At 57.1% G+C, this 26,435-nt stretch carries 25 protein-coding genes and 1 tRNA gene; 11 read left to right on the top strand and 15 right to left on the bottom strand.

Annotated elements, in window-relative coordinates; translation table 11 throughout:
- Position 1: 1 nt before the first annotated feature.
- Positions 2–874 (top strand): flagellar motor protein MotB, encoded by an 873-nt coding sequence (locus JAO32_RS11460; protein ID WP_334240450.1) that lies wholly within the window; start codon positions 2–4, stop codon positions 872–874.
- Here the strand turns inward: JAO32_RS11460 and JAO32_RS11455 are convergent.
- Positions 843–1,271 (bottom strand): secondary thiamine-phosphate synthase enzyme YjbQ, encoded by a 429-nt coding sequence (locus tag JAO32_RS11455; protein ID WP_334240448.1) that lies wholly within the window; start codon positions 1,269–1,271, stop codon positions 843–845. The two genes, JAO32_RS11460 and JAO32_RS11455, sit on opposite strands and share 32 nt — an antisense overlap.
- Before the next feature lie 5 nt (positions 1,272–1,276).
- Positions 1,277–1,918, bottom strand: coding sequence for a DedA family protein (locus JAO32_RS11450; protein WP_334240445.1), 642 nt, complete (start codon positions 1,916–1,918; stop codon positions 1,277–1,279).
- A gap of 72 nt (positions 1,919–1,990) precedes the next feature.
- Between JAO32_RS11450 and JAO32_RS11445 the strand changes: the two genes are divergently transcribed.
- Together JAO32_RS11445 and nth are read left to right on the top strand one after the other, a co-directional pair.
- Positions 1,991–2,803, top strand: coding sequence for a chlorite dismutase family protein (locus JAO32_RS11445; RefSeq protein ID WP_334240443.1), 813 nt, complete (start codon positions 1,991–1,993; stop codon positions 2,801–2,803).
- A 100-nt stretch (positions 2,804–2,903) separates the two neighbouring features.
- A complete protein-coding gene (nth, locus tag JAO32_RS11440; protein WP_334240441.1) occupies positions 2,904–3,671 on the top strand; it encodes an endonuclease III in 768 nt (255 codons plus the stop codon).
- A 54-nt stretch (positions 3,672–3,725) separates the two neighbouring features.
- On the opposite strand, the gene JAO32_RS11435 is transcribed toward nth, so the two are convergent.
- The 4 genes from JAO32_RS11435 to JAO32_RS11420 form a co-directional block, all read right to left on the bottom strand.
- On the bottom strand, positions 3,726–5,345 hold the full coding sequence (locus tag JAO32_RS11435; protein ID WP_334240439.1) for an amino acid permease: 1,620 nt from the start codon (positions 5,343–5,345) through the stop codon (positions 3,726–3,728).
- Between the two features lie 30 nt (positions 5,346–5,375).
- Positions 5,376–6,911 carry an APC family permease gene (locus tag JAO32_RS11430; protein WP_334240437.1) on the bottom strand — a complete coding sequence of 512 codons (1,536 nt, stop codon included), beginning with the start codon at positions 6,909–6,911 and terminating at the stop codon, positions 5,376–5,378.
- 73 nt (positions 6,912–6,984) lie between these two features.
- Positions 6,985–8,001, bottom strand: a complete 1,017-nt coding sequence (gene gnd / locus JAO32_RS11425) for a phosphogluconate dehydrogenase (NAD(+)-dependent, decarboxylating) (RefSeq protein ID WP_334240434.1) — start codon at positions 7,999–8,001, stop codon at positions 6,985–6,987.
- Between the two features lie 314 nt (positions 8,002–8,315).
- Positions 8,316–8,407, bottom strand: a tRNA-Ser gene (locus JAO32_RS11420).
- A 141-nt stretch (positions 8,408–8,548) separates the two neighbouring features.
- On the opposite strand from JAO32_RS11420, the gene JAO32_RS11415 reads away from it, so the two are divergent.
- The 4 genes from JAO32_RS11415 (at position 8,549) to JAO32_RS11400 (ending at position 11,720) form a co-directional block, all read left to right on the top strand.
- The gene (locus JAO32_RS11415; protein ID WP_334240432.1) at positions 8,549–9,178 is read left to right on the top strand and encodes an RNA polymerase sigma factor; all 630 of its coding nucleotides are present in this window, start codon (positions 8,549–8,551) and stop codon (positions 9,176–9,178) included.
- A gap of 52 nt (positions 9,179–9,230) precedes the next feature.
- The gene (locus tag JAO32_RS11410) at positions 9,231–9,491 is read left to right on the top strand and encodes an anti-sigma factor family protein (protein ID WP_334240428.1); all 261 of its coding nucleotides are present in this window, start codon (positions 9,231–9,233) and stop codon (positions 9,489–9,491) included.
- Between the two features lie 80 nt (positions 9,492–9,571).
- Positions 9,572–10,411, top strand: a complete 840-nt coding sequence (locus JAO32_RS11405) for a hypothetical protein (RefSeq protein WP_334240426.1) — start codon at positions 9,572–9,574, stop codon at positions 10,409–10,411.
- A gap of 520 nt (positions 10,412–10,931) precedes the next feature.
- On the top strand, positions 10,932–11,720 hold the full coding sequence (locus tag JAO32_RS11400) for a hypothetical protein (RefSeq protein ID WP_334240424.1): 789 nt from the start codon (positions 10,932–10,934) through the stop codon (positions 11,718–11,720).
- 84 nt (positions 11,721–11,804) lie between these two features.
- Here the strand turns inward: JAO32_RS11400 and secA are convergent, their stop codons facing one another.
- The 4 genes from secA to JAO32_RS11380 form a co-directional block, all read right to left on the bottom strand.
- The gene (gene secA / locus JAO32_RS11395) at positions 11,805–14,687 is read right to left on the bottom strand and encodes a preprotein translocase subunit SecA (protein WP_334240422.1); all 2,883 of its coding nucleotides are present in this window, start codon (positions 14,685–14,687) and stop codon (positions 11,805–11,807) included.
- 95 nt (positions 14,688–14,782) lie between these two features.
- Entirely contained in the window at positions 14,783–15,079 is a 297-nt protein-coding gene (locus tag JAO32_RS11390; protein ID WP_334240420.1) for a hypothetical protein, read from the bottom strand.
- Between the two features lie 55 nt (positions 15,080–15,134).
- Positions 15,135–16,124 (bottom strand): tyrosine recombinase XerC, encoded by a 990-nt coding sequence (locus JAO32_RS11385; RefSeq protein ID WP_334240418.1) that lies wholly within the window; start codon positions 16,122–16,124, stop codon positions 15,135–15,137.
- Positions 16,121–17,062, bottom strand: coding sequence for a tyrosine recombinase (locus JAO32_RS11380; protein WP_334240416.1), 942 nt, complete (start codon positions 17,060–17,062; stop codon positions 16,121–16,123). Before JAO32_RS11380 ends, JAO32_RS11385 begins: the two co-directional genes overlap by 4 nt.
- 97 nt (positions 17,063–17,159) lie before the next feature.
- Here JAO32_RS11380 and JAO32_RS11375 point away from each other — a divergent pair, with 97 nt between their 5' ends.
- Positions 17,160–17,630, top strand: coding sequence for a metallophosphoesterase family protein (locus JAO32_RS11375; protein WP_334240414.1), 471 nt, complete (start codon positions 17,160–17,162; stop codon positions 17,628–17,630).
- 5 nt (positions 17,631–17,635) lie between these two features.
- Here the strand turns inward: JAO32_RS11375 and JAO32_RS11370 are convergent, their stop codons facing one another.
- From JAO32_RS11370 to JAO32_RS11360, 3 genes are read right to left on the bottom strand one after another with little or no spacing between them, the layout of a single operon-like run.
- Positions 17,636–18,286, bottom strand: a complete 651-nt coding sequence (locus JAO32_RS11370; RefSeq protein ID WP_334240412.1) for a hypothetical protein — start codon at positions 18,284–18,286, stop codon at positions 17,636–17,638.
- Positions 18,287–18,312: 26 nt separating this feature from the next.
- A complete protein-coding gene (locus JAO32_RS11365; RefSeq protein ID WP_334240410.1) occupies positions 18,313–19,263 on the bottom strand; it encodes an ABC transporter permease in 951 nt (316 codons plus the stop codon).
- The gene (locus JAO32_RS11360) at positions 19,260–20,681 is read right to left on the bottom strand and encodes a hemolysin family protein (RefSeq protein ID WP_334240408.1); all 1,422 of its coding nucleotides are present in this window, start codon (positions 20,679–20,681) and stop codon (positions 19,260–19,262) included. The genes JAO32_RS11365 and JAO32_RS11360 overlap by 4 nt, the downstream gene beginning before the upstream one ends.
- An 81-nt stretch (positions 20,682–20,762) precedes the next feature.
- Here JAO32_RS11360 and JAO32_RS11355 point away from each other — a divergent pair, with 81 nt between their 5' ends.
- Positions 20,763–21,125 (top strand): hypothetical protein, encoded by a 363-nt coding sequence (locus JAO32_RS11355; protein ID WP_334240406.1) that lies wholly within the window; start codon positions 20,763–20,765, stop codon positions 21,123–21,125.
- A 90-nt stretch (positions 21,126–21,215) separates the two neighbouring features.
- The gene (locus tag JAO32_RS11350; protein ID WP_334240403.1) at positions 21,216–23,795 is read left to right on the top strand and encodes a TonB-dependent receptor; all 2,580 of its coding nucleotides are present in this window, start codon (positions 21,216–21,218) and stop codon (positions 23,793–23,795) included.
- 65 nt (positions 23,796–23,860) lie between these two features.
- Here JAO32_RS11350 and JAO32_RS11345 read toward each other — a convergent pair whose 3' ends face one another.
- Positions 23,861–24,838, bottom strand: a complete 978-nt coding sequence (locus JAO32_RS11345; protein ID WP_334240401.1) for a glycosyltransferase family 2 protein — start codon at positions 24,836–24,838, stop codon at positions 23,861–23,863.
- A 97-nt stretch (positions 24,839–24,935) separates the two neighbouring features.
- Here JAO32_RS11345 and JAO32_RS11340 point away from each other — a divergent pair, with 97 nt between their 5' ends.
- Positions 24,936–25,529: a hypothetical protein gene (locus JAO32_RS11340; protein WP_334240399.1), complete on the top strand. Its 594-nt coding sequence runs from the start codon at positions 24,936–24,938 to the stop codon at positions 25,527–25,529.
- An 88-nt stretch (positions 25,530–25,617) separates the two neighbouring features.
- Here the strand turns inward: JAO32_RS11340 and JAO32_RS11335 are convergent, their stop codons facing one another.
- Positions 25,618–26,379: a sulfite exporter TauE/SafE family protein gene (locus tag JAO32_RS11335; protein ID WP_334240397.1), complete on the bottom strand. Its 762-nt coding sequence runs from the start codon at positions 26,377–26,379 to the stop codon at positions 25,618–25,620.
- Positions 26,380–26,435: the final 56 nt, after the last annotated feature.

Below are 26,435 nucleotides of genomic sequence, written 5' to 3'. Positions count from 1 at the left end.
CATGAGCAAGAAGAAGAAACACGCGGAACACGTCAATCATGAACGCTGGCTCGTCTCCTGGGCAGATCTTTTAACGCTGCTCTTCGCCTTCTTCGTTGTTATGTTTGCATCCAGTTCCAGCGACAAAAAGAAAGCAGCGAAGATGGCTGCAGCCATGCAGACTGCGTTTCAACAGACGGCTGTCTTCGAAGCACATGCGAAGACACCACCACTCGCGCCAGGAGCAGGCACTGGCGAAGGTGCTCCCATGCCGCTGGAGATGCCCCTCGAAACACCCGTCATTGAGGGCAGCAAAAATGAAGTCAGTGGTGATGCCATGAAAAACGAAATTGCCAACGCACTCGCACTTGCAGTGCGACGACACATGGTCACCATCCGCAACAATGACGAAGGGACAACACTGTCACTTGACAGCGCCGGTTTCTTCGACTCAGGCAGTGCGGAAGTGATGCCTTCCGCGCTTGCAATCCTTACGAGGATCGCGCAGGCACTCCCCAATGGGCCCATGCGTATTGAAGGGCACACGGACAATCAGCCGATACACACCGCGCAGTTCCGCTCCAACTGGGAACTCTCCACGGCACGCGCTGCATCCATCGCACAGGTGCTGATGATGAGTAGCGTCAATTCTCCAGCGAACTTCTCGCTTGCTGGCTACGGCGAATTTCATCCCATCGCAGGCAACAACACCGCCGAAGGGCGCGCTACCAATCGCCGCGTCGACATTGTTTTATTGCGAACCAGAACAACGATGCCCGTCACCAGCGACAAGCTCAATGCAATAGAAAAGCCTCGCAGTATCTCTGCCCACGAGGCTCCTCCACTACCGCTTGCGATGAAGACTATTTCGTCACACCAAGCACCTTCACAATGACGCGCTTCGGTCGCTGCCCATCAAACTCCGCATAAAAGACACGCTGCCACGTACCCAGATCAAGTCGCCCATGCGTCACTGGCAGCGTTGTCTCATGGTGCAACAGCAGCGACTTCAAATGCGCGTCGCCATTATCCTCACCCGTCTGATGATGCTGATAGTCCGGCCCACGCGGAGCCAGCTTCTGCAACCACTCGCCAATGTCTTCAATCAAGCCGCTTTCGTGATCGTTGACATACACCGCAGCGGTAATATGCATTGGCGAAACAAAGCACAGACCATCGTCGATGCCGCTGTTACGCACAATGCGCTCCACCACATCTGTGATGTGCACCATCTCATATCGCTCACGCGTGTTGAACGTCAGATACTCTGTGTGAGCCTTCATGCCTGCCATCGCAATTAAGCTCCCGCAGGCAGGTTCCGGTTCTTCAGGTGCGTCCACACAAACCACACGATCGCAACGAGAATCACCGCGATGATTGCCGCATCTGCCTTATGCAGAATCTGCTTCAGCGGGCTATGCGGATCGTTCCAGCTTGCACCAGCCTTCATTCCCACGTAGGCAAGCGCAAAGCACCACGGCCACGAACCAATAAACGTGTAGATGTGGAAGCGAAGCTGCGGCATACGCGCAATCCCCGCAGGAAGCGCGATGAACGTACGCACTACCGGCAGCAGACGTCCGATCAGCACGGTGATTTCGCCATACTTCTGGAAGTAGTGATCCACGCGGTCCAGATCCTTGTGGCTCATCAACACGTAGCGGCCAAACCGCTCCACCAGCGGACGCCCGCCGTGCGCGCCAATCCAATACGCAATCACCGAACCGATGTTGCAGCCGATCGCACCAGCCGTCGCTGCCAGGTACAGATTCATCTTGCCCAGGCTCACCACATATCCGGCAAACGGCATAATGATTTCGCTTGGTAGCGGAATGCAGGCGGACTCAATCGCCATCAGAAGCGCTACGCCTGGATATCCAATCGCGGTGATCAGGTGTGTGACGTAGGGCAATAGGAAGTCAATGATCTTTTCGGTCATGTCGGCTTTCTTTCAATGGCTCGCGAGTTTGGGGAAACTTCGCTGAGTATACCCGGCTGATATTCTTAAGGCATGGCAGAGACGAACGCACCCGAAACAACCACCCACACCGTCACCCCCGTTGCCGGACCTCCGGCCGGTTACGGATCGCAGCCCTCAGGCCGTCCGCAGCACACACACGGCGGCGGAGCGCCCGTCAAACGCCAGATTGTTGCCTTCTCCTTCTACCGCATCCTGCCAGAGTGGAAGCGCCTTCCCGCTGCCGAAAAGGCCGCGCACAAGGCTGCCTTCACCGCAGTGATTGAAAAGTGGCAGAAGCCCGGCGAGTTCCTCACCCTGACCTACTCCACCGTAGGCACGCGTGGCGACGTGGACATGCTCGTCTGGTCCATCTGCTACTCCGTAGAAGAGATGAACCGCATGCGCAGCGAGCTGCTTGCAACCCCGCTCGGCGGCTACCTGGAAATTCCGCACCACTTCCTCTCCATGACGAAGCGTTCGCAGTACCAGATTGATCGCGAAGATGAGAGCGAAGCAGAAAGCCGCGGCGCGATTCGCCCCGGCGGCCACAAGTACATCTTCGTCTATCCCTTCTGGAAGACGCGTCCGTGGTACATGCTGTCGATGGAAGAGCGCCGTCGCCTGATGGACGAACACATCCGCGTCGGCCTCGCGTATCCGCGCGTGAAGCTCAACACGACGTACTCCTTCGGTATCGACGATCAGGAGTTTGTTGTGGCTTTCGAAACCAACTTCCCCGAAGACTTCGTAGACCTCGTGCAACAACTCCGCGAAACCGAAGCCAGCATGTATACGCTGAAGGACTTCCCGATCTTCTCCTGCGTCCGCATGACGCCGGAAGAGATGCTTAACCACATCGGCTAAATCAAAGCATTGCACGAAAGTCCGCAAGCCCCGCTGGTGAATCCATCACAGGCGGGGCTTCTCATTTCAACAAGCAGATCAACCCGCTACAATCCCCAACATGACCAAGGCCGCCAAGAAGACCCCGGCAAAGAAGTCCGCAACCAAAGCCGTTGCCGCACGTAAGATCGCTGCCAGCGAACCTGTCTCAGCCAAGAAAGCTTCAGGCAAGACGAAGAACCCGCTCGCACCGGAACGCGTTCACGCCATCATCGACGCGCTGGATCGAACCTACCCCAACGCTACCTGCGCTCTGAATCACCACAACGCGTGGGAACTGCTCGTCGCCACGATTCTTTCTGCGCAATGCACAGACGTACGCGTAAACATGGTCACACCAGCTCTCTTCCATGCGTACCCCACACCGCACGACATGGCGCAGGCAACGCCGGAAGCCATTCAGCCCATCATCGCTTCCCTGTCCTTCTTCCGAATGAAAGCCAAATCACTCGTAGGCGCAGCAAAGCTCGTCTCGGAAGAATTCGGCGGTCACGTTCCGCAGACGATGGAAGAGATGCTCCGCATCCCCGGCGCTGCACGCAAAACCAGCAACGTCGTCCTGGGAACATGGTTTGGCATTCCCACTGGCGTTGTCGTGGACACACATGTTCTGCGCCTGTCGCGCCGTCTGGAACTCACCACGAACGATGATGCAGTGAAAGTCGAACGCGACCTCATGCAGATCATTCCGCAGGATCACTGGATCAGCTTCTCGCACGAACTGATCTACCACGGTCGCCAGACCTGCGAAGCACGCAAACCGAAGTGTGCCGATTGCTCCTTAGAAACCCTCTGTAATTCCAGCGACAAGACCTGGGCTTCGCATTAGTAACAAGTGAAAGGGCTCCTCAAATGAGGAGCCCTTTGCAGTCGTTAATGAAGCTTACAGATGATCCACCGGCTCCGGATCAGGCAGGCCCAACTGCACGCGGCTGTTCTTGCGCGAGTAAGTGAAGTACACCACCATACCGATAAGCAGCCACCCGATCAGACGCACCCAGTTCCAGATGCCCAGCTTGTACATCATGTAGCCGTTGAACAATACACCGAGCACTGGCACCACCGGGATTGGCCATACCAAAGGAGCGCGGAACGGGCGCTCACGGTCCGGGTCGGTATGTCGCAAAATCATGATCGCAATGCAGACGATCACAAACGCCAGCAGCGTACCGATATTCACCATTTTGCCGATATCGTCGATGGGAGTGACCGACCCAACGATTGCCGCCAGTACACCCGCCAGAATCGTTGCCTTCCACGGCGTACGGAACTTCGGATGAATCGAGCCGAAGAACTTGTTCGGCAACAGACCATCCTTGGCCATGGCATACAGCACGCGCGACTGGCCCAGCAACATCACCAGCATCACGCTTGTAAGACCAGCCAGCGCGCCAATCGTGATGATGTCCGCCGCCCATCCCAGGTTGTGCGACAGGAACGCACGAGCTACCGGGGCTTCGATGTTGATGTCTGGCCAGTAAACCATTCCGGTCAGAACACCCGCGACACCGATGTACAGGATCGTGCAGATGATCAGCGAAAGAATAATGCCGATGGGCAGATCCCGCTGAGGATTCTTTGCCTCCTGCGCCGTCGTCGAAACGGCATCAAAGCCGATGTAGCTGAAGAAGATCAGGCCAGCCGCGGTGCCAATGCCACTCACCCCCATCGGTGCGAAGCTGTGCCAGTCGGTGCCCCAGTTTGCGTGGCTGATGTAGCGCGAGCCAAGCGCGATGACGAACAGCACCACCGCCACCTTCATCACCACAATGCCACCATTGAACTTCGCCGACTCCTGGATTCCTACTACCAGAATCGCCGTGATGATGAGCGCAATGATGAATGCCGGCAGGTTGAATCCAATCTCCATGCCAAACACATGTGGCGCATTCAGCAGCGCATGAGCTTGCGAAGTCAGTGCGGCCGGAGCTGAGGCCTTCAGAGCCTCCAACGCATCCGAGAAAGCCTTGGTGCCCGCAATCAGTTCCGGATGCTGCACATGCAACATTGCACGCGCCACCTGATCTGTCGCAGTGCGCAAACCTGTCCAATGGTCATAGGCCAGCCAGAGCGGAAATTTGATGCCAAAGATGTTCAGGAATTCGATGAAGTGGTTTGACCAACCACCCGACACCGTCGAAGCACCCATCGCGTATTCCAGCGTCAAATCCCACCCGATGATCCAGGCAAAGATCTCGCCCAGCGTGGCATACGCGTAGGTGTATGCAGAACCGGCCAGAGGAATCATCGCGGCGAACTCTGCATAGCAGAGCCCCGCAAACACGCATCCCAGGCCCGATAGAACATACGACAGGATCAGGGCTGGTCCTGCATTGTGTGCACCAATGCCCGCAAGCACAAAAATGCCCGCGCCAATGACTGCTCCAACACCGAGCGAAGTCAATGCAAACGGCCCAAGCGACCGCTGCAGGGTATGGGAGCCTTCCTCGCGTGCCTCCGCGAGCAGGACATCCATGGTTTTACGGGCAAAAAGATTCGCCATCAGTCGGGTTACCTCAGAAACAAGATCAAACTACGCGGTCGCAGCGCGACCCCGCCACAGGAAATACACCGGGAGTCCCAGCAGCACCAGGATCAGCCCCGGCCAAGTGTATTGCGGCTTATATCGCAAGAGTACAACACAGATGAAGCTTGCCATCACGATGTACAACCCCGGCAATACCGGATATCCAATGGCCCGGTACGGACGCTCCGCATCCGGACGTGTTTTGCGGAGCCGAAACAGCGCCACAATCGTCAGGATGTAAAACACCAGCACCGCAAAGATCACATAATCCAGCAGTTGGCCGTACGACCCGGACAGGCAGAGCAGGCAGGTCCACGCCCACTGCACCCACAGGCTCACCACCGGCGCTTTTGACTTGGGTGAAAGACTTCCAGCCGCCTGAAAAAACAGGCCGTCCTGGCTCATCGTGTAATATACGCGGGCGCCGCTCAGCAGCATGCCATTCGCACAGCCAAACGTGCTGATCATCACCGCCAGCGCCATAATCCGCGCTCCGTATCCGGCAAATGCCTGTTCCATTACCGCCGTAGCAACTCGGTCTTCGCTGGCAAACTGAATGCCGCGCTGCAGAATTGTGCTGCCGTCGGCCACTCCATGCAGAGGAAGCACGGCGAGATAGATAAAGTTCACGGCGATGTACAGCAGCAGCACCACACCCGTGCCAATCGCCAGCGACAAAGGCAGGTTCCGCTTAGGATTTGTGATTTCCCCTGCGGTAAAAGTCACGTTATTCCACGCATCGCTTGAGAACAGCGACCCCACCTGCACCACGGCAATTACCGTCAGGAATCCGACCATCGCCGTCGGGCCGCCCACGCCCACCTGCACTGGATGCAGCGTATGCACGCCTGCCCCGCTCCAGAAGTGGCCATTGGCAAAGTTTGCTGCGATGGCCGTAGCGTTCTTCGCCATCAAGCCAAGGCCGACGACTAGCAGTAAAGCGAAAATCTTGGCTGAAGTGAAGATGTTCTGAATCAGCGCCCCCAGCTTCACGCCAAAGCTGTTCAGGAGGGTCAGGAGCGTCAGGATGATGATCGCAGCAAAGTTTGCCGTCGAAAGCCCGACTTCCATATTGCCCAGCACCATCGGCCCCACGGGCCATGCTGGAACATGCGCAATATGCCAGATCCAGTTGCTGGCCGAAACGCTGGGAACAAACACGCCTAGGAACTTACCGAATGCCACAGCAACAGCGGCAATTGTGCCGCACTGAATCACCAGGAACAGCGTCCAGCCGTACAAAAAGCCCCACATGGGCCCCAAGCCTTCGCGCAGGTACACATACTGGCCGCCCGCCTTTGGCATCATGGCAGCCAGTTCGCCATAGCTCAGCGCGCCGATGAGCGTCATCACTGCCGTCACCAGCCACGCCGCGATCAGCAATGCCGGCGACTGCACCATCCGCGCCATATCTGCGGACACAATGAAGATGCCACTGCCCACCATCGAACCCATAACGATGGCCGTCGCAGAGAACAATCCAAGGCTCTTAACGAACTCCGTCGTCTGGCCCGACTCAGGTGAAGATGCAATGTTGGACACGGTGTTGCTCAGTTGTAACAGAGCGTGTCACCATCCGCCACCCAAACCTGGAAGCGAGACCGCTACTGGCCACTTATGCCTTCTTCTCTTCGTGACCACCAAACTGAAACCGCATGGCAGATAGCAGCTTGTCCGCAAACGCGCTGTTCTGGCGGGAGTTGAATCGAGCATAGAGCGCCGTGGTGAGAATGTCTGCGGGAACGCCTTCATCAATGGCAGCAATGGACGTCCAGCGTCCCTCACCTGAATCCGAGACCCGTCCTCCGAACTCCGTCAGCTCCGGCGATGCAGCTAACGCGGTAGCCGTGAGGTCAAGAAGCCACGATGAGACGACGCTGCCGCGACGCCACACCTCGGCAATCTCCGGCAGTGCGAATTCGTACTGATACAGTTCAGGATTTCGCATCGGGGTGGTTTCCGCGTCGGTTGAATCAACCGTTTTGCCTGCGTTTGCATGCTTCAGGATGTTCAATCCTTCGGCATACGCGCCCATGATCCCATATTCGATACCGTTATGAATCATCTTGACGAAGTGACCTGCACCCGAAGGTCCGCAGTGCAGGTAGCCATCCTCTGCTGTGCTGGCGGGAAGTTTCTCTCGACCTGGTGTGCGATCTACGCTGCCACGTCCGGGGGCAAGAGACTTGAAGATAGGATCCAGCGTTTTCACGGAGGCATTGTCGCCACCGATCATCAGGCAGTAGCCACGTTCAAGGCCGAAGACGCCTCCGCTCGTTCCAACATCAACCCACTTCACACCGGATTCGGCAACGGCTTTCGCACGGCGGATATCGTCAACGTAATACGAGTTCCCGCCATCAATCAGGATGTCGTTCTGGCTCAGGTTTGGAAGGATTTTCGCAACGGTTTCGTCGACTGCACCTGCAGGCACCATCAACCACACTGCGCGCGGTGGGGTGAGCCGTTCAACGAGTTCTTCAATGGAAGCCACACCCGTGGCACCATATGCCGCAACCTTCGCTACGGTGGCGGGCGTTCGTGCGTAGATCACACATTCATGCCCGGCGTTCACGAGCCGCCGCACCATGTTGCTTCCCATCCTGCCGAGTCCGATCATCCCGATCTGCATAAGAACCACCTTATTTTCGAGAAATGACTTTTGCCCATTAGAAGACGAGACCGCGCTGCATGATGCGCTGAAGTTGTGAATTTTGCAGCTAGGCCGAGTAGACCAGGGCGGATTACGCGATTCCCGCCCCCCTTTTCGAGAAAACAACCCGCATATGTTCGGACGACAAATGAGGCCGCTTGAACGACGAAACGGATGGTGATGCCGGAGTCAGGACCAAGGAGCAGGTTACGCTGACAGGGGTTCGTCAGCGTACGGAAGTACCCCACTCAGAACTTGAGCGGCCATGAATCGAAAGTACTTAGGGGAAGGAATGGCGGAGAGTGAGGGATTCGAACCCCCGATAGGATTGCTCCTATGTCTGATTTCGAGTCAGGTGCATTCAACCGGGCTCTGCCAACTCTCCGACTTCCCCAGTATAGTCGTTACGCGAGTTAGTGGCAATGAAGCCAACCACATCCGTGTCGTGGAAATCGCCTGAAATCCACTTGTTTGCAAACAGTTCGGTTGATGGGACGAATGGCGCGAAGTACACTGACAGGGACGCATGCCAACGGTAGCCGAACAGACCGGAACAGAAGAAGTTCACCCCGACGTTGCGTTGGTGGAAGCCGCGCGCAACGGTGACGACGCCGCGTTTGAAAAACTGGTGCGGCAGTACGACCGCCAGATCTTCCGCGTAGCGCAGCATATTACGCAGAACCGCGAAGACGCTGAAGACATTACGCAAGACGTCTTTATGAAGGCGTACGGCAAGCTGGATCAGTTCCAGGGCAACAGCAAGTTCTCCACCTGGCTGACCCGTATCGCCGTGAATGAGAGCCTGATGCGGTTGCGGAAGCGCAAGACCAGCCGCACCGTTTCCATGGACCAGGATGTGCAGACGGAAGAAGGCTCCATCCCCCGCGATTTTGCCGATTGGACACCTGATCCCGAGCAGCAGTACAGTTCTTCCGAGCTTGGTGACATCCTGCAGAAGACGATTTCAGGTTTGTCGCCAGGTTTCCGCACCGTTTTCACTCTCCGCGACATCGAAAACTTGTCGACGGAAGAAACGGCAGAGGCGCTCGGATTGAGCGTCCCGGCGGTTAAGTCGAGATTGCTACGGGCAAGGCTTCAACTGCGTGAGCGTTTGAGCCGATACCTGAAGCGCAAGGATGGGAGCGTCAGACCGTGAAGCTGCTCTTTGGTCAAATCGATACGCACGCACAGGCCCGTGGAGGCGTCCGATGACCTGCACGGAATTTCTGGCTCAAATGACGGATTATTTCGACGGACAGGTCGAGCCCGAGCTGTTGTCGGAAATTCAGTCGCACCTCTGCGAGTGCCACCACTGCGAGATCCTTGTGGACACCACTCGGCAGACCATTCGTGTCTATAAGAATCACCAGGTTTACGATCTGACGGAAGAAGTGCGAGAGCGTACGGTGCAGCGGATTCTTGCCGCGTGCACGGGACGCAAGTCGATTTCCGCACCCGACCAGAGGTAGCCTTTTCTCTTTACATTGAATTTCCCTTCGCGTAGGGTTTGCGTGTTGGTATCACGCTTTCCCTCCTGAGAGGGTTGTTCATGTCTCTGCCTGACCCACCGATTGCACGTGATCGTCGTGTCTCTCCCCATGGGGGACGCCGCTCTACTGACTGGTCGACCGCACATCATTCCGGTCGCCGCGATATGGATAGTGCGCCGCGACGCCGCAGCACCGACCCGCAGATCCGACGTCGCCGCGAAGACCATAAATCCGGAAAATCAGCCTTTGGTGCACTCATCACAACTGTGATTGCCGTGCTGTTTCTGGGATACGTCTTCAATGTGTCAGGTTTTGCCACCGCCGCTGATCATTTCTTTTCAAACCTGAACACCTCCGCGCAAAGCGAGAACGATGACGTCGTCAAAATCATGGAGTTGGTTTACCCTGCGATCGGACTCATCGTAGCGGCCCTGATTTTGTTTAGCATTCTGCGGTTTCTGTATCGAAGCATTCGCGGCGCCAAGAAGACCCGCAAGCTGGCAGGTCGCGAAGTCATCACGCTGGAACAGTTCCGCAAGATCACGGAGGCCCGAGGCATTCGCCCAAGGATTTCAACACAGGCGTACCAGCTCCTTCTGCCCTACTACGCCAGCAGCATGCGTGCCCGGCTGGATGATCACCTGATTGATGATCTGCATATGACGCCAGAGCAGGTGCAGGACATATACGGCAATCTTCTGCGCAATACGGATCGCAAGGAATCTCCGGGGGCACAACCCAGCATTCTCTCGGTGATGGATCTGCTGAATGCAGTGCAGTCGGCAAAACGCCATTCACTTATGGATTCCGTGATGCGGCCCGTTGTACGCATTTCAGGGATTCGTAGAGCACAGGCTGCTGCCAAGGACAACGACAAGGACTTTACGGCATCCCAGTAAGCCGGTGTGCAAGTGGCCCGAGGTCTGATACGTTCAGAAGAGGTTCTACCTCTGCGCCCACATGGATACGACCCAACCAAGTTCTTCCCTGCCGCGCAGGCTCCCCCGAAAACCCAAAGCAGAACCTTACCCCGCGGAAAGTTTCGCGGAGGACACGACGCTTGCTCCAAATGTTTCTTACTTCGCGGAAGATATCGAGACACCTGCTCCGCTCCAACCAGACGTAAGCGTCACACCGCTTTCTCCAAAACTAATCAAGCAGCAAGATCTGCCGCCGAGCGCAGAGATTGTGCAGCCCACGCCGATTGTGGACCGTACACCGCGGGAGCAAGCCCCGCCCGAAACTTCCCCCGTTCCAGCATTAGAAAGTCGGCCGAATCGTCCCTCGAACGACGACCCCAAACCCGGCTATGCACGTTTGTCTGGCGCTTCGCGATCACGACCATCCAGACGTTCAGGTGTCTCTGCTGCACGCCCCGCGGTCGGTGTTCCCGCAGTCCGAGAAACCCGCAGCCGTGAAGTGCCAGCAGCACAAGAGGCCACACCTCTTCGTGTTTCTGTAGAACATCCTGTTTCTGCTTCGATCCCACAAGTACGCCAAAGCGAAATACGGAGCGTAACGAGTCGGACATCGATTCACGCTCGCAACGACGATACGCTTTCCTCTGCATCCGTAAGCCGTGTCGCAAAGGGCACAAGCCGTCGCAGCACACGCAAGCGGAAGATTCCCGCAGGCATTGCTCTTACCGTGCTTTCGTGCATTCTGGTGGCGTATTCCTTTGCCGTCGGCAGCATTGAAAACGAAGTGGATCGCCTCATCGTGAATTCGGAGAGCATGCCCGCTTTCATTAAATCGATGCTGCCGTGGCTTCCCTTGCTCCCGCTCATCCTCCTGCTGGGAATTGTCTTGTGGATTCTTGCCGGAATGATCGGGCTTCGACGCACAAAGCACCGTGTAGAAACGTTGGCTGTCAGTAGCGAGCAGGATGCACAGAAACGCGAAGCCAAACGCCGCAAGGCTCCGTTGGAACGTTTTCGTGACGAGGCCGAAAAAGAAGGCATCGGAAAAGATGCCGCGTACCAGGCATGGCGACTACTTCAGATGTATGGTCCGGACAGCCACGTCCTGTCGATCTACGACGATCTGCACGTCACGCTCAGCATGACGCAGCAACAGATCCAGGACGTCTACCAGCAACTGGCTCCATCCTCGGAAAGAACAGCTTCTGCCCGTTCCGTGCTCGATCTGATGCGGATTGTAAACTCTCCTCAACGAAAGACGACGCAACGCCAGAAGGTCACGCATTAGCGTTCGCGTAGTGTCGATAAGAGGAACATTTCCTGCAAATGAGAAACGCCGCAAGCAATGCTTGCGGCGTTTCTTATTTCACTCTTACCGGCGGCGCTTCGGTTTCTGTCCGCTGGTTGCTTTCTGGGGCGCGTATTGTTGCCGTTGCGGCCCGCGGCTCGTTGGGAACTGCGGCTGTTCCGGCTGACGCGGCTGCTCTTCCACTTCGCTTCCACCGCTCATACGCATGGGCGGTGGAGTCTGCGGAAGCTGCGGAGGAGGAGGCGCTACCGGCTGTGCCGCCATGCTCCGAAGCGCCTCAAGCTGCTCCAGCGACTCAATCGGAATACCATCCGGGCCAACGATCTGCATGCGATAGAGGTTGCGCAGCGTGTCTTCCTGGAAGCGCTGCATCATGGCCTCAAACATCTCGAACGACTCCTTCTTGTAAGCCACCAGCGGATCCTGCTGCGCGTAACCACGCAGGCCGATGCCTTCCTTCAGATGGTCCATCGCAAGCAGGTGATCCTTCCACAGGCCATCCAGCGTGCTGAGCATGATCACGCGCTCGTGGTAACGCAGCGTCTCCGGCCCAAGGATCTGTTCCTTCACCTCAAAGCGCTGCTTCAGTCCCTCAAACAGAGTGTCGCCAAGCTCGTGACGGTTCAACGCCGCAAAATCCACCTGCGGGAAGTCGGTGCCAAAGATGTCGACCAGCTTTGCCTTCATCTCAGTCACATTCCACTGATCCGCATGAACGTTGGCGGGAGCCGTTTCATCCAGAATGTTCGACAGCGCGGTGACGGTGTAATCCTCAAGGATAAGATCCTTCTGGTCCACGCCTTCAAGCAGGTTGTGACGCAGGCCATACACTGCTTCACGCTGCTTGTTCATTACGTCGTCGTATTCCAGAACGTGTTTACGCGATTCGAAGTTCTGCGTTTCCACGGCCTTCTGCGCAGCAGCAATACGGTTGGTGATCATGCCGCTTTCAATGGGCACGCCCTCTTCCATACCAAGGCGCTGCAGCAGCGTGCTGACCCACTCACGCGCGAAGATACGCATGAGATCGTCTTCCAGCGACAGATAGAAGCGCGCTGCACCGGGATCGCCCTGACGACCTGCACGTCCACGAAGCTGGTTGTCTACGCGGCGGCTCTCATGGCGCTCAGTACCAATGATGAAGAGACCACCCGCCGCCAGAACGGCCTCGTGCTCGCGTTTGCAATCCGTAGCAAAGTGATCCAGCGCGCTATCCCACTCAGCCTGCGTGCACTCGTGCTCTTCGTTCTGGTAGTAGAAGCGGTACATGCCCGGCGCAGCGACGGGAGCAATCGTTCCCTCCACGGTAGCCAGCGACTTCGCAACACCGCTCTTCGCCAGTTCCTGGCGCGCCATGAACTCAGCGTTACCACCCAACAGAATGTCGGTACCACGGCCTGCCATGTTGGTAGCAATGGTGACCATGCCCAGACGTCCGGCCTGTGCAACGATCTCTGCTTCGCGCTCATGGAACTTCGCGTTCAGAACAACGTGCCGCACTCCCTTGCGCTTCAGGATTTCGCTCAGAACTTCCGACTTCTCAATCGAAGTCGTACCCACCAGCACCGGCTGCTTGTTCTCGTGCAGACGCTCAATCTCATCGGCAACAGCAAAGTACTTTTCCTTCGCCGTGCGATACACAATGTCTGGATACTCGATGCGCTGCATCACCCGGTTGGTCGGAATGACAGTGATTTCGAGCTTGTAGATGTTGTCGAATTCGGCGGCTTCCGTCTCGGCCGTACCGGTCATGCCGGACAGCTTCTTGTACATACGGAAGTAGTTCTGGAAGGTGATGGTGGCCAGCGTCTGGTCTTCCTTGCGGATGTTAACGCCTTCCTTCGCTTCCACTGCCTGGTGCAGACCATCGGACCAGCGGCGGCCCGGCATCAGGCGCCCCGTGAACTCGTCCACGATGATGATTTCGCCGTCCTTCACCACGTACTCTACGTCGCGCTTGTAGAGATTGTGGGCCTTGATGGCGGTCTCCACGTGGTGCTTCAGGTCCCAGTTCTCAGGATCAGCGATATTGCCGATGCCGAGCAGGCCTTCGATCTTTTCCCAGCCCTCATCCGTCACGGTGATGGAGCGCGCCTTCTCGTCCACCGTAAAGTCGCCGGTGTAAATCTTCTGTTCCAGCGTCTCCGTGAACTCACCCAGTTCAAGGTGAGGAATGATCACATTCACGCGCTCATACTTGTCCGTGGTCTGGTCGGTGGGGCCGCTGATGATGAGCGGCGTACGCGCTTCGTCGATCAGAATGGAGTCGACTTCGTCGACGATAGCCATATAGTGGCCGCGCTGCACCAGTTCGCTCAACTCGAACTTCATGTTGTCGCGCAGGTAGTCGAAGCCGAACTCATTATTCGTACCGTAGGTGATATCCGCGGCGTAAGCTGCGCGACGTTCGCGGTCGTCCAAGTCATGAACGATGACGCCAACGGTCATGCCGAGGAAGCCGTAAATCTTGCCCATCCACTCGGCGTCGCGCTTGGCCAGGTAATCGTTCACGGTAACGACGTGAACACCGCGGCCGGCAAGTGCGTTCAGATAGCAAGGCAGCGTGGCGACCAGCGTCTTACCTTCACCGGTACGCATTTCGGCAATCTTGCCCTGATGCAGCACTGTGCCACCAATCATCTGCACGTCGAAGTGACGCATGCCCACCACGCGGCGGCCTGCTTCACGAACCACTGCAAAGGCTTCCGGCAGAAGCTCATCCAGAACCACCTTCTCTGCAGCGATGCGTTCGTCGCGGTCGGCAATGTCAGCGGTGCGCGTGGCAATGCGTTCGCGGAACTCCACCGTCTTGGCGCGAAGCTGTTCGTCGGTCAGCGCCTGCAAAGCAGGTTCGAAGCTATTGATCTGGTCGAGGATGGGCTGCATGCGCTTCACAGCGCGTTCGTTGGAGGTGCCAAACAGTTTGGCGAGAGTCTTGTTAAACACAGGGGTCGTCCTTGCTGATACGGAAAATAGCGCGATCAAGAGGGCGCGGTGCAGCAGCAGCCGCGATAAAGAAGTGCACTCTTATCAGCAGCGCGCTACAGGCTGCTTCCCGTCACAGCGTGTACGTGCGCGGTCTGCGCCACGGCATCGTGCACCGGGCGCACGACGCGGTGTTCGGATGATACCGAAACCGTAAAGTCCAAGGGATCTGCGCTCGCCGGACCGGACGTAACAGGCTCAGTCTCTTCAATCGCCGCCTGCAGTAGCAGATTGCGCACAAAGACGCCGCCGGGGGTCCGGGTGGGTTCCACGCTGCTGGCACGCGCGTCAGACACTGCCAGGCTCGAAAGCAGCAGCAACAGACACGCGAGATGTACGGCGCGGGAACGCATGTGCTTCCTAGTTTAGACGAACGCCGGACTTGGCGCATCTGCCCGGCCCTGGAAGCTAATTCGCCCGTGGATGCGTCTCGTCGTACACCTGCTGCACCTGCCCCACGGTGAGCTGCGTGTACCTCTGCGTAGTGGAAAGACGTTCATGGCCAAGGAGTTCCTGAATCGCCCGCAGATCGGCTCCCTCCTCCAGCATGTGGGTACCGAAGGCGTGGCGTAATGTGTGCGGGTGAACGTCCGCCGGTAAACCGCGCTGGATCGCGATGGCCTTGACGATTCGTCCCACGGAACGCGTCGTTAAGCGTGCCGAACCACGTGCAGACTGATTGATGAGCAACGGGCCATCTGCGATAAGGGCTGCTTTCCCATTCCGCAGTTTTGCTTCCCTATGCGGCAGGTAGGCGCGTACAGCTTCCGCCGCAGCGTCGCCTAAGGGAACATAGCGCTCTTTGCGGCCTTTGCCTCGAACCAGGATTGCGTCATTCGACCAATGGATGTCGAGCAGATTGATGCCAACCAGCTCCGAGTTACGAATCCCGCAACCGTAGAGCAATTCCCAGATCACGCGGTCGCGCTCAGGCCAGCCGGTGTATTCCTTATCAGCCGACTTTGCGGATTTCTTGCCAGCCTTCTTCGCCGCGGGGGGCTTTGCGCTTACATTTTCAATGGCATCGAGAACGCGATTGACCTCTTCGGCGGACGGAACACGCGGCAGATGCTTGGGTAACTTCGGCGTGGCGACCAGAGTTGCGGGATTCTGTTCCACGATGCCTTCTTTGGCCATCCAACGAAACCATGATCGAACTGCCGCAAGCGCACGCGCTGCCGACGCCTTCGTCAATCCGCGGTCATACAAAACTGCCAGATACGCGCGCACATGTGTGTGCTCCACACTGCGGATGTCGCCCTCTTCACCAAGAGTTTCTACCAACCAGGCTGCAAAATTCTGTACCTCACGCGTATAAGCGCGGACAGTGTGTTCACTGGCTCCGCGTTCGCTCTCAAGGACAGTGACGTAACGACTGCTTAGGTCGGACAGGCTCATGACGCACGCGCCTCCGCACCGTGCCGGCGGGCGCGCGGATGGTGCAGGCGATGCACCTCTTTCAAACGCCCAAGTGCCAGATGTGTGTAGACCTGCGTGGTGCTGATGTCAGCGTGGCCTAACAACGTCTGCACGCTGCGTAGATCAGCGCCATGCTCCACCATATGTGTTGCACAACTGTGGCGAAGTTTATGCGGGCTGGCATGTGAGTTCGTCGACTTCACAATCGACCACACCACCTGCGTCGTCAGCGGCTTACCGCGTACCGACAGAAAAAGCGTGCGCTGCAGTCCTTTCCCTGCAAGCTTGGAACGCCCGCGCTGTAAATACTCTTCAAGGGCTCGGCACGCAGTCGCGCCAAGCGGCACAATCCGTTCCTTGTCACCCTTGCCGCGCACCTGCGCGCGTTGCTGATCCAGATGTAGGTCTTCCACGCGCAACGTAACAATCTCACCGGCGCGAAGACCTCCCGCGTACAGCAGTTCCATCAGGGCATGGTCACGTAGCGAAAGCGCATCGGCCTGAGGATGGTGCGCCGCCACACCGGTCATCTCCAACATGCGCGACACTTCATCTTCCGCCAGCGACTTCGGCAACACCTTCCATGTGCTGGGCGCTTCAATGTTGACCGTGGGGTCGTGGCTCATGCGCTTGTCCAGCAGCATCCACTTGTAGAAACCACGCAGGCAGCTCAACTTACGCGCAATGGAGCGATCCGTGCGGTCATGCGTACGCAGATGCTCCATCCACGCCGCCACGTCTTCGCGTTTGGCTGAGGCCAGAAGACTATCGCTCACTTCCAGATGCTCGCAAAACTGTTCCAGATCACGCAGATACGCCTCACAGGTCAGCGGGCGCAGGCCCTTTTCCACGCGCAGCATGGTCATGTATTCGCGCAGGAGCTGGGAGTTGCGGCTGCTTGTCGTGGACGGCTGCATCGCATCATTGATTATGGGTCTGCCGCAGCCGCAGGGCGAGAGGCCGGAACCTAACTCGTCATAACCACCGGGGCCACCTATGCATCACACTGAAATCATGAGCAGAACGGTCCGCGTGGGCGTGATTTCTGATACACACGGACTCCTACGCCCGGAAGTCCCTCCTCTGCTGGAGGGCGTGGACTACATACTGCACGCGGGCGATGTGGGCGATATCAATATTCTTCACCGCCTCGCTCTCATCGCACCCGTTACAGCGATCCGAGGGAATGTGGATACCTCCGGCCCATGCGCAGCACTTTCCGCCACAGACCTGATCGAAATCGGTGGTACATCCATTTACATGGTGCACTCCATCCACGACCTGGACATCAAGCCGGAAGCAGCCGGTGTTCGCGTCGTCGTAAGCGGCCATACGCACAAGCCCGCAGCAGAAGAACGTAATTGTGTGCTGTATCTGAACCCCGGCAGCATCGGCCCACGGCGTTTTCGCCTGCCTGTCTCGATGGCCATTCTTCACCTGAACGGCAATGACGCGCGCGTGGAGTTCGTCACGCTGGATAGTTAGTTCTCTTATCGATCGATGTGAATCGACCCCAGAATGTTTGCCAGCCGCGTATTCACATCACCAAGTTGCTGCGAATTTATCTCCACCGCACCGCTGGATTCTCCACAGAAGGTGTTCACCACCAGGTCAAAGCGCAGGCATGTGTTGCCCTTCAGTGTGGTGAAAACTTCATCGCGCGACTCCGTACACATAGCGCCGTGCTGGTCCTGCCCATGCTTGAACGTAATGCCAGCAATCGTCGCATCCGTCTTCGGTTTTAGCTTTCCTGTGGTTGCCAGCGCCCCACAGCTTTGCGCGTTAGCATTCGGCACGACGGAGTAATAAAACAACGCACCCGAAAAGGTTGTTGGTGGATACGGGTTGTAGTTGATAGCCGAAACGCCACGCACCTGCATGCTTCTGCTCGCGCTGCGAACATCTTTCGCCAGATCAGACAAAACGCCATCCTTGCGTTCCGTATCCCATCCCGCCGGAACGTTATAGGAAACGTGGTACTTCGAATCGTGAAAGACCAGTGCCGCAGGCTGCGGGTTGGCAGGCTCGTCGGGCACGGTAAATCCCTTCAGATTCTGCGAACTATTCGGCTTTGCCTGCTGCGCGATAAGTGAAGACGAGAGAAGCAACAAAGCGACCGCGACTGCGATAGAAGAACGCATACGTGGATGAGTCTACCGGCTTCCAGCTACGAGCGTCGCAGCCGCGGATTGGCCAGCGTGTACAGCAGATCAGTGAGCAGGTTGGCTGCAAGATACGTCAGGCCAATCGTCAACGTGCAGCCCTGTACCAACGCATAGTCTCGATTAGAGATAGCGGAGAGCGTCAAACGCCCGATGCCTGGCCACGAGAAGATCGTTTCCGTCACAATCGCGCCCGCCAGCAGCGAGCCAAACTGCAACCCCACCACCGTCAACACCGGCACCAGTGCATTACGCAGCGCATGCTTGTAAACCACAGTGCGTTCCGGCAATCCCTTTGCACGAGCAGTGCGGATGTAGTCCTGCCCAAGCTCTTCCAGCATGGAGGTGCGCACCATGCGGGTGAGAATAGCGGCCAATGAAAGACCCAACGTAATCGATGGCAAAACAAGATGCAGCAGCGTACTCGGCCCAAGCAGTGGTCCTGTGCCAGCACCGGAAACCGGCAGCCATCCCAACGCGATGGAAAAGACAAGGATCAGAATTGGCCCCAGAGCAAAGTTGGGAAACGACAATCCCACCAGAGAAACGCCACCAAGAATGCGGTCAGTAGCTTTGCCGCGATGCAACGCTGATCCAACACCAGCGGGCACGGCAAGCAAAATCGCCAGCAGCAGCGACGTCAACGACATCAGCAGCGTGTACGGATAACGCGCCAGCACCAGCGCTGTCACGGAATCCTTCAGCCGAATGGAACGGCCAAGATCACCATGCAGAACGCCCTTCCAATACAGCAGATACTGCGTGTGCAGCGGCAGATCAAGCCCTAACTGGTGGCGAAAGGCTGACAGGTCCGTGGAACTCGCTCCCTCGCCCATCATCTGCGCGACGGGATCGCCTGGCACCAGATGAATCAGCAGGAAAACCAACGACACGATGATCCACAACACCGGCAGGGTGAGCAGCACTCGCTTCACTATGGGCCACAGCGATTTCATGCCTCGTTGCGCTCTTCCTGCACCGATGCAACAGCTTCCTGCAGTGCTTCCGGCGTGGTTTGCACGCGGATACGGCTGATACGACGACCATTCATTTCCAACACGCGAAACACATGACCACCGTAAGCCACTTCCTCGCCAGTTTTGGGCAGATGGCCAAGTTGCGCCAGCATAAAGCCCGCAAGCGTCTCAATGCCTGCCTCCCGCGGAAAGTGCCAATGCAGTTGCGTGGTCAAATCGCGCAGTGTCACCGTGCCATCCAACTCCACATTGCCGTGTTGATCCGGCGTGGGAAGATTACGCGCCGCAAGATCGAACTCGTCCTGCAGTTCTCCCACGACCTGTTCCAACACATCTTCCGCAGTAACCAGCCCAACTGTGGAACCAAACTCATCCACCACAATCGCTATCTGCCGCCGACGCTGCTGGAACTCCTGCAAAACCTCAACGGCAAGCTTCGTCTCAGGCACCACCATCACATCACGCACCACATTGCGCAGCGGCACAGAAGGAGCTTGCAAGGCAGCAGGAAGACGGTTGTCACGGCGATAGTGCATCAGTCGCGAAATATCTTTGGAGTACACCACGCCAATGATGTGCTCCGTCCCCAGCACGGGGTCGTATACCGGAACGCGCGAATGCTGCTCCTCAATGATGCGTGCGGACGCAAGCTCCACCGGCATATCCGCAGGTAATGCAAAAATGCGTCCGCGTGGCGTCATAATTTCACGCACGGTCACATGGTTCAGGTCGATGGCGTGATGAATCATCTGTTCCTGAAACTCAGGCAGCAGGCCGTTGCGACGAGTTGCCGTAGCCACCATCTTCAGTTCTTCCGGCGAATGCACTTCGCCACCTTCGCTGCGCAACGGCATACGGAACATGCGCAGCACCAACGCCGTGGAGCCTTTCAGAAGGCGCACTGCAGGCAGCGTAATCCGAATGAAAACGTCCATCGGGCCGGCCGTTGCCAGCGCAAGACGTTCGCTGCGTTGCAGCGCAATCGACTTCGGCACCTGCTCGCCCAACAGCACTTCCAGGTAGGTGATGATGGAAAACGCCAGCACAATCGCCACAATGTGGCTAATGGCGGTCTGGTGCAACGCGAACACCTTCCATTGCTGCAGGAAAGTCGCCTGTCCAAAAAGCTGTTCTAACACCTGCGCTACGGCGCTCTCACCCAGGTAGCCAAGCGCCAGCGAACACAGCGTCACACCAAGCTGATTTGCCGCCAGAAAATCGTCTATCTCCTGCTTCAGCCGTAGCGCCGTGGCGGCGCCGATGCGCCCAGTGCGCACCATGTGTTCCAGCCGCGTTTCGCGCACGGACACAATGGCAAACTCCGCCGCAACGAAAAACGCGTTCGCCAGGATCAAAATGGCGACGGTCATCAGGCGGAACAGAGCCGATTCGAGCATGAAGTCGAGTGTACTGGACGGAAAGTTAGGCGGACCGAATAGCCACACCCACGCGTTGCGTTAATCTACAATCACACGAAGATGATGACAGGATTACAAGTCGCAAACGGCACCACGCGTTTTCAACGCGTATGCGCTGTGCTGTGCCTGTTTCTCCTGCTCTTCTCCGTTGCACACACGGCCTTTGGCCACTCGGATGCCTTGAGGGCACCGCTGGCAGGTGCCAATGGGCCGTCTGGCAATCCCGTTCTGCATGCGCTGACAACGGATACGCCAGACACCTGCGCCCTTTGCGTGGCTATCACCACCATTGTGGTGTTGGCGGTACTGGCGATCGCCGCGCCGCGCCAGGCGCATCCGCGGCCCCCCGTACTGTTACAGCTTTCCGGAACCGTAACCGGATGGCACCCTTCCCTATTCTCGCGGCCTCCTCCAGCCCGTTAATTCGCGTTGCCCGGCAGCTTACCGTTGCCGCTTTGCTGCCCTGATGCAGCATTTACGCTGATTTGCTTTCAACATTTTGAGGAGTTCGCCATGCGCGTGGGTTCATTTGCCCTCATGCTCTCCCTTCCGGTCGCCATCGCTTCCGGTGTTCCTGCCGTTGCTCAATCCACTGCTGGTACGGTTACCGGCACCGTCACCGACGCCAGTGGCGCAGCCGTCCCAGGCGCAACTGTGCTCATCGCAAACCCGGTCAGCGGCCTCCGCCGTACCGTTACCAGCGATGCCGCGGGCCATTACGCATTCACGAATCTGCCCTTCAATCGCTATCACATGGAAGTCTCAGCACCGGGATTCTCCAGCTCCACTGGCGACGTGCAAGTCCGCACTGGCAACGCGACACAACTCGATCTGCAACTCAAGGTTGGGGCAGCGTCCCAGGAAATCACTGTTGAGTCAGACGATGTATTGAATACCTCCGCACAGCAGTCCACCACGATTGACCGCGACCTGTTTACGAAACTGCCGCTGGTCAGCACCTCGTCGCCACTGTCCAGCCTGGTCACGCTGAGCACGCCTGGCATCGCATCAGATTCGAACGGCCTCTTCCATCCGCTCGGCGAACATGCCGACACGACTTTCGCGATCGACGGTCAGCCCATTAGCGACCAGCAAAGCCGCGTCTTTGGCAATCAGCCATCGCCGAACATCATTCAGTCGGTCAATGTCATCAACGGCATTGCGCCCGCAGAATATGGCGATAAGACCAGCCTCGTGGTGGAAACGACGACGCGTTCTGGCCTGGGCCTGACAAAGCCTACGGGCACAGTGGGACTAAGCTACGGCACCTTCGGTTCGGTCACCCCATCACTCGCAGTTGGCTTTGGCGGCAAGACTCTTGGCGACTTTCTTTCCATCGATGGCTACCGCAGCGGTCGCTATCTGGATAGCCCGGAATATCGCCCCATACATGACGTTGGCAACAGCATCAACATCTTCAACCGCAGCGACTATCACCCCACAGACGTGGACGCGTTGCAGTTGAATCTGTCGTTCTCGCGTTCGTGGTTCCAGCAGCCAAACCAGTACGACCAGCCCAATCAGGATCAGCGCGCAAAGATCATCTCTTTCAACATTGCGCCGAGTTGGACACATACCTTCAACGCGAACAGCCTGATAACGGTTTCGCCTTACCTGCGGCAAGATAACTTCCACTACTACCCCAGCAACGACGTCTTCGACGACACGCCGGTCACGCTGTCGCAGTCGCGCCGGCTTCAGAACGCTGGCCTACGCGCTGATTACACATTGAGCAAAGGTATTCACACGTTGAAAGCTGGTGCCACCTGGTACCACACCTTCCTTACAGAAGGATTCGGCCTTGGAGTTACTGACGCTACGTTCAACGCACCGTGCCTTGATGACAACGGCGATCCGGTTACAGACCCGTCCATCACGAGCCCCTCGCAATGCGGTGTTGGTAATAACTACACGGCGAATGACAGCTATGCAGCGGGCCTTGCTCCGTACGATCTAACCCGCAACGGCTCCATCTACCGGTTCCACGGCCATACCGACATCAAGCAGGAAGCCGTCTATGTTTCCGACAACATCCTCTGGCACGACTGGAATGTTCAGTTGGGTCTGCGTGCGGATAACTACAACGGCATCAGCAGCCGCTCCAAAGTCGAGCCACGTATCAACGCTTCGTATCACGTCCATGCTTCTGGCACGGTTCTGCGTTTAGGCTGGGGCCAGTTCTTCCTTACGCCGTATAACGAGAACCTGATCGTCAGCAGCACCACCGGCGTCGGTGGCCTGCAGAGCACGGCAGGCGATCAGCTGAAGGACGTGGCGCTGAAGCCCGCTGCACGCAACCAGTACACCGCAGGATTCGAGCAGTCCTTTGGTCGCTACCTGGTTGTGAACGGTGAGTATTTCTGGAAGTACACAGACCGCGACTTCGACTTTGACGTGGTCCTGAATTCGCCGCTTGCCTTCCCTATTCAGTGGCAGAAATCAAAGATCGACGGCTTCGGTATCAAGGTCACCATGCCGGCATACCACGGCGTCTCCGCATATTCGGTGCTGGGACACACGCGTTCCCGCTTCTTTGGTCCTGAGGTTGGCGGCGTGCTCTCCAACGATCCCACCATCAACACCAGCAGCGTTTTCCGTATCGACCACGACCAGGCTTTCCAGCAATCCACCAACCTGCAGTACCAGTACAAACATGGCCCTTACTTTGGCCTGACCTGGCGCTATGAAAGCGGTCTGGTGGCTGGCGCGGTAACTGATCCAGAGACCGCTCTTGGCTTCACGCCGGATCAGCAGCAGCAGATTCAGCTCACCTGCGGTAATGTTCGTGCGACCCTGGCCAATCCCATCACGAGCTGCTCCCCTGGTCAGCTCTACTCGCCGCTGGTAAAGATTCCGGCTCCCGGTACGGAGAACGACGACAAGAACCCGCCGCGCATTGCTCCCCGTACCTTGTTCGATGGTCAGCTTGGCTGGGACAACGTCTTGCATAAGGACCGTCTCAAGACGAACCTCTCCATTACGGCCACCAATCTCACCAACAAAACAGCTCTGTACAACTTCCTGTCGACCTTCAGCGGAACGCATTATGTTTCGCCGCGAACGGTGACCGGACAAGTCTCCTTCAACTTCTAAAGCTCCTCTCAAACAAAAACGTCCGCGAATGATTCGCGGACGTTTTGTTTGCTTTGAACTTTTGCTTACGACAGCATTGTTTCTTCCGAAGAACGCAGCCGCACCATGCGTTCCACTGCATACGGCGCGCGATTCTGTGGCGAATAGAAATGCCGCACCTGAAGTTCGCCCAGCAGGCCAATTCCAATCAACTGCACGCCTGCCAGGATCAACACAGAAGCCACAATGAACCACGGCCCATGTTGATGCAGGATCTCGCCGCCGCGCACGATCTTCATCATCAGCAATCCCAGCGACATCATCATGCCTACCAGCACGCTGAGGGCGCCAAAGCTGCCGAAGAAGTGCAGCGGCCGTGTCATGTACTTCAACAGAAAACGGATTGTCAGCAGATCAAAAAACACGCGGAAGGTACGCGTAATGCCATAGTGGCTTTTCCCCGCGCCACGCGGTGGATTCGAAATAGGAATCTCGCAGATAGACGCGCCCCACCATGATGCCAATGCTGGAATGAAGCGGTGCATCTGTCCATACAGCGGAATGCTCTGGATTACTTCGCGGCGGTACGCCTTAAACGTCGTTCCAAAGTCATGGATGTTCACGCCGCTTAGTTTAGCCACCATCCAGTTCGCCACGCGCGATGGGATGCGACGCATCACGAAGTTATCTGCACGCTGCGCACGCCAACCGCTCACAACGTCGTATCCCTCTTCCAGCTTGGCCAGAAAGGTTGGGATCTCGCGTGGGTCATGTTGCAGGTCGCCGTCCATGGCCAGCACATAATCACCCTGAGCATTATCAAAACCGGCAGCCAGCGCAGATGTCTGGCCGAAGTTACGGCGAAGCTTGATTACCAGAACGCGGCTGTCCACGGCCGCAATCTCTTCCAGCAGCCGATACGTGCGATCACGCGATCCATCATCCACGAAGATGAATTCGAAACTATCTCCCACGTGCTCCATGACATCTTTCAACTGGTCATAAAGCGCGGTTACATTCTCTTCTTCATTGTGAAATGGAACGACGATGGAATACTTGAACACATCCCGATTTTACGCCCCGTACAAGGGGAATCTTCTCGGATTCCTCCACGCAGTTCTCCATCGACTTGTATCTCATTCACCCACAAGATGATGACAGATGGCGACGCAGCCCTATACGGAAGAGCCTGTCTTAGTAAGTGGCGACTCGAAAGAGACGGTCGCTGCTGACGAGTTCCATGACCCGCCAACGGCCCGACGGTGGTACCTTGGAAGCGATATGGGTAAGAAGCTTGTCGGCATCATCGTTATCGTTTTGATCGCTGCGGCAGCGTGGTACGCCTATCGCAGACATGCCAGCCAGGTAGGCGATGGCAGCATCCGGTTTGACGATACGAGCGCCCTGACAGACGAGTCGAAGTCCACGCCGTCAGAATCCTCCAGCATCGTCACAACGCCCTCTGACACCACCAAACGCAACATCGTGCAGCCCACTACGAATGTGCAGCCGCCGATGACAGGCAGTGTTACCAGCGCCGTTGCTCCCGCAGCCACAGCACCTGCGACGGACAGCATTTCTGCAAACCCCACCAATGGCATGGCATTCACTGGCAGCGGAAAATATCAGGTATATCGCCAAGGCAATCTGACCTGGCGGGTTGATACGGAAACAGGTCGCACCTGCATCCTGTTCGCCACCATGGAAGAGTGGCGCAAGCCGATCGTCTACCAACACGGCTGCAATAACACCTAGGGATATATCAGCGGGCTTTAGCTTGCTGCGCATCAATCAAAGGGCATGGCGAAAGCCATGCCCTTTAAAAGTTATCCCGCGAAGTGACTTAGCGAATGGGATGAATCGCGTTGTTATAGATGAACTGCGCACCGATAATCAGCAGCCAAACCCATAGCGCGAAACGCAGCGGGCGCTTGGGGATAAATTTCGCAGACCACGTTCCCACAAACACGCCAAAGATGCCACCAATCACTAGTTCTTTTAACAGTGCCGCATCATGCGCTCCGTTGAACATGTGCGCTCCACTACCCACCAGCGACAGTACAAAGCCGAACAGAATATCCGTACCCACAACCTGAGCAGGCGCAAGGCTCGTCAGCGATAGTAGAGCCGCAGTGCCCAGTGCGCCTGCACCAGCAGACGAAAATCCAACTTCCGCACCCACAGGAAACATCAGCAGCGGCATGCAGAAGCGGCAATCACGCGGCTTTTCGCGCTGTGAGATGGGACGGAAGGAAAAGATGATCTGATAGATCGCCGTCAGTACCAGCACCGCTCCCAGCAGACCATTCATGATGTGTTGCGAGCCCTTGCTCACCAGGTGCGCAAGGAACAGCGAGCCCAGCAGCACGCCGGGCAATCCCCCCAGCAGCATCCATCCCAGCACACGCCAGTTCACCTGCTTGCGAACGATCTGCGTTGGCACCAGAAACAGCTTTACAACAGCCGAAAATACAAGGCCAGTGGTAACGGCAACCGCGGTTGGTACTCCAAGGAACAGGATGAGCAACGGCGTGGTGATGGTGCCTGCTCCCACGCCGGTCAGTGCGATAAACATCGCAATGACAAATCCAATCAGGTAATGCATCGTCTGCTTTCGTAAACAGACTGCGGAAGAATCACGCAGCCAGGAAAATCGTTCGT

This window comes from Terriglobus sp. ADX1, from assembly GCF_036877645.1.
Lineage (GTDB): Bacteria > Acidobacteriota > Terriglobia > Terriglobales > Acidobacteriaceae > Terriglobus.
Note: the sequence above shows the minus strand (reverse complement) of the source record. Positions and strands in the feature narration are given on the sequence as shown.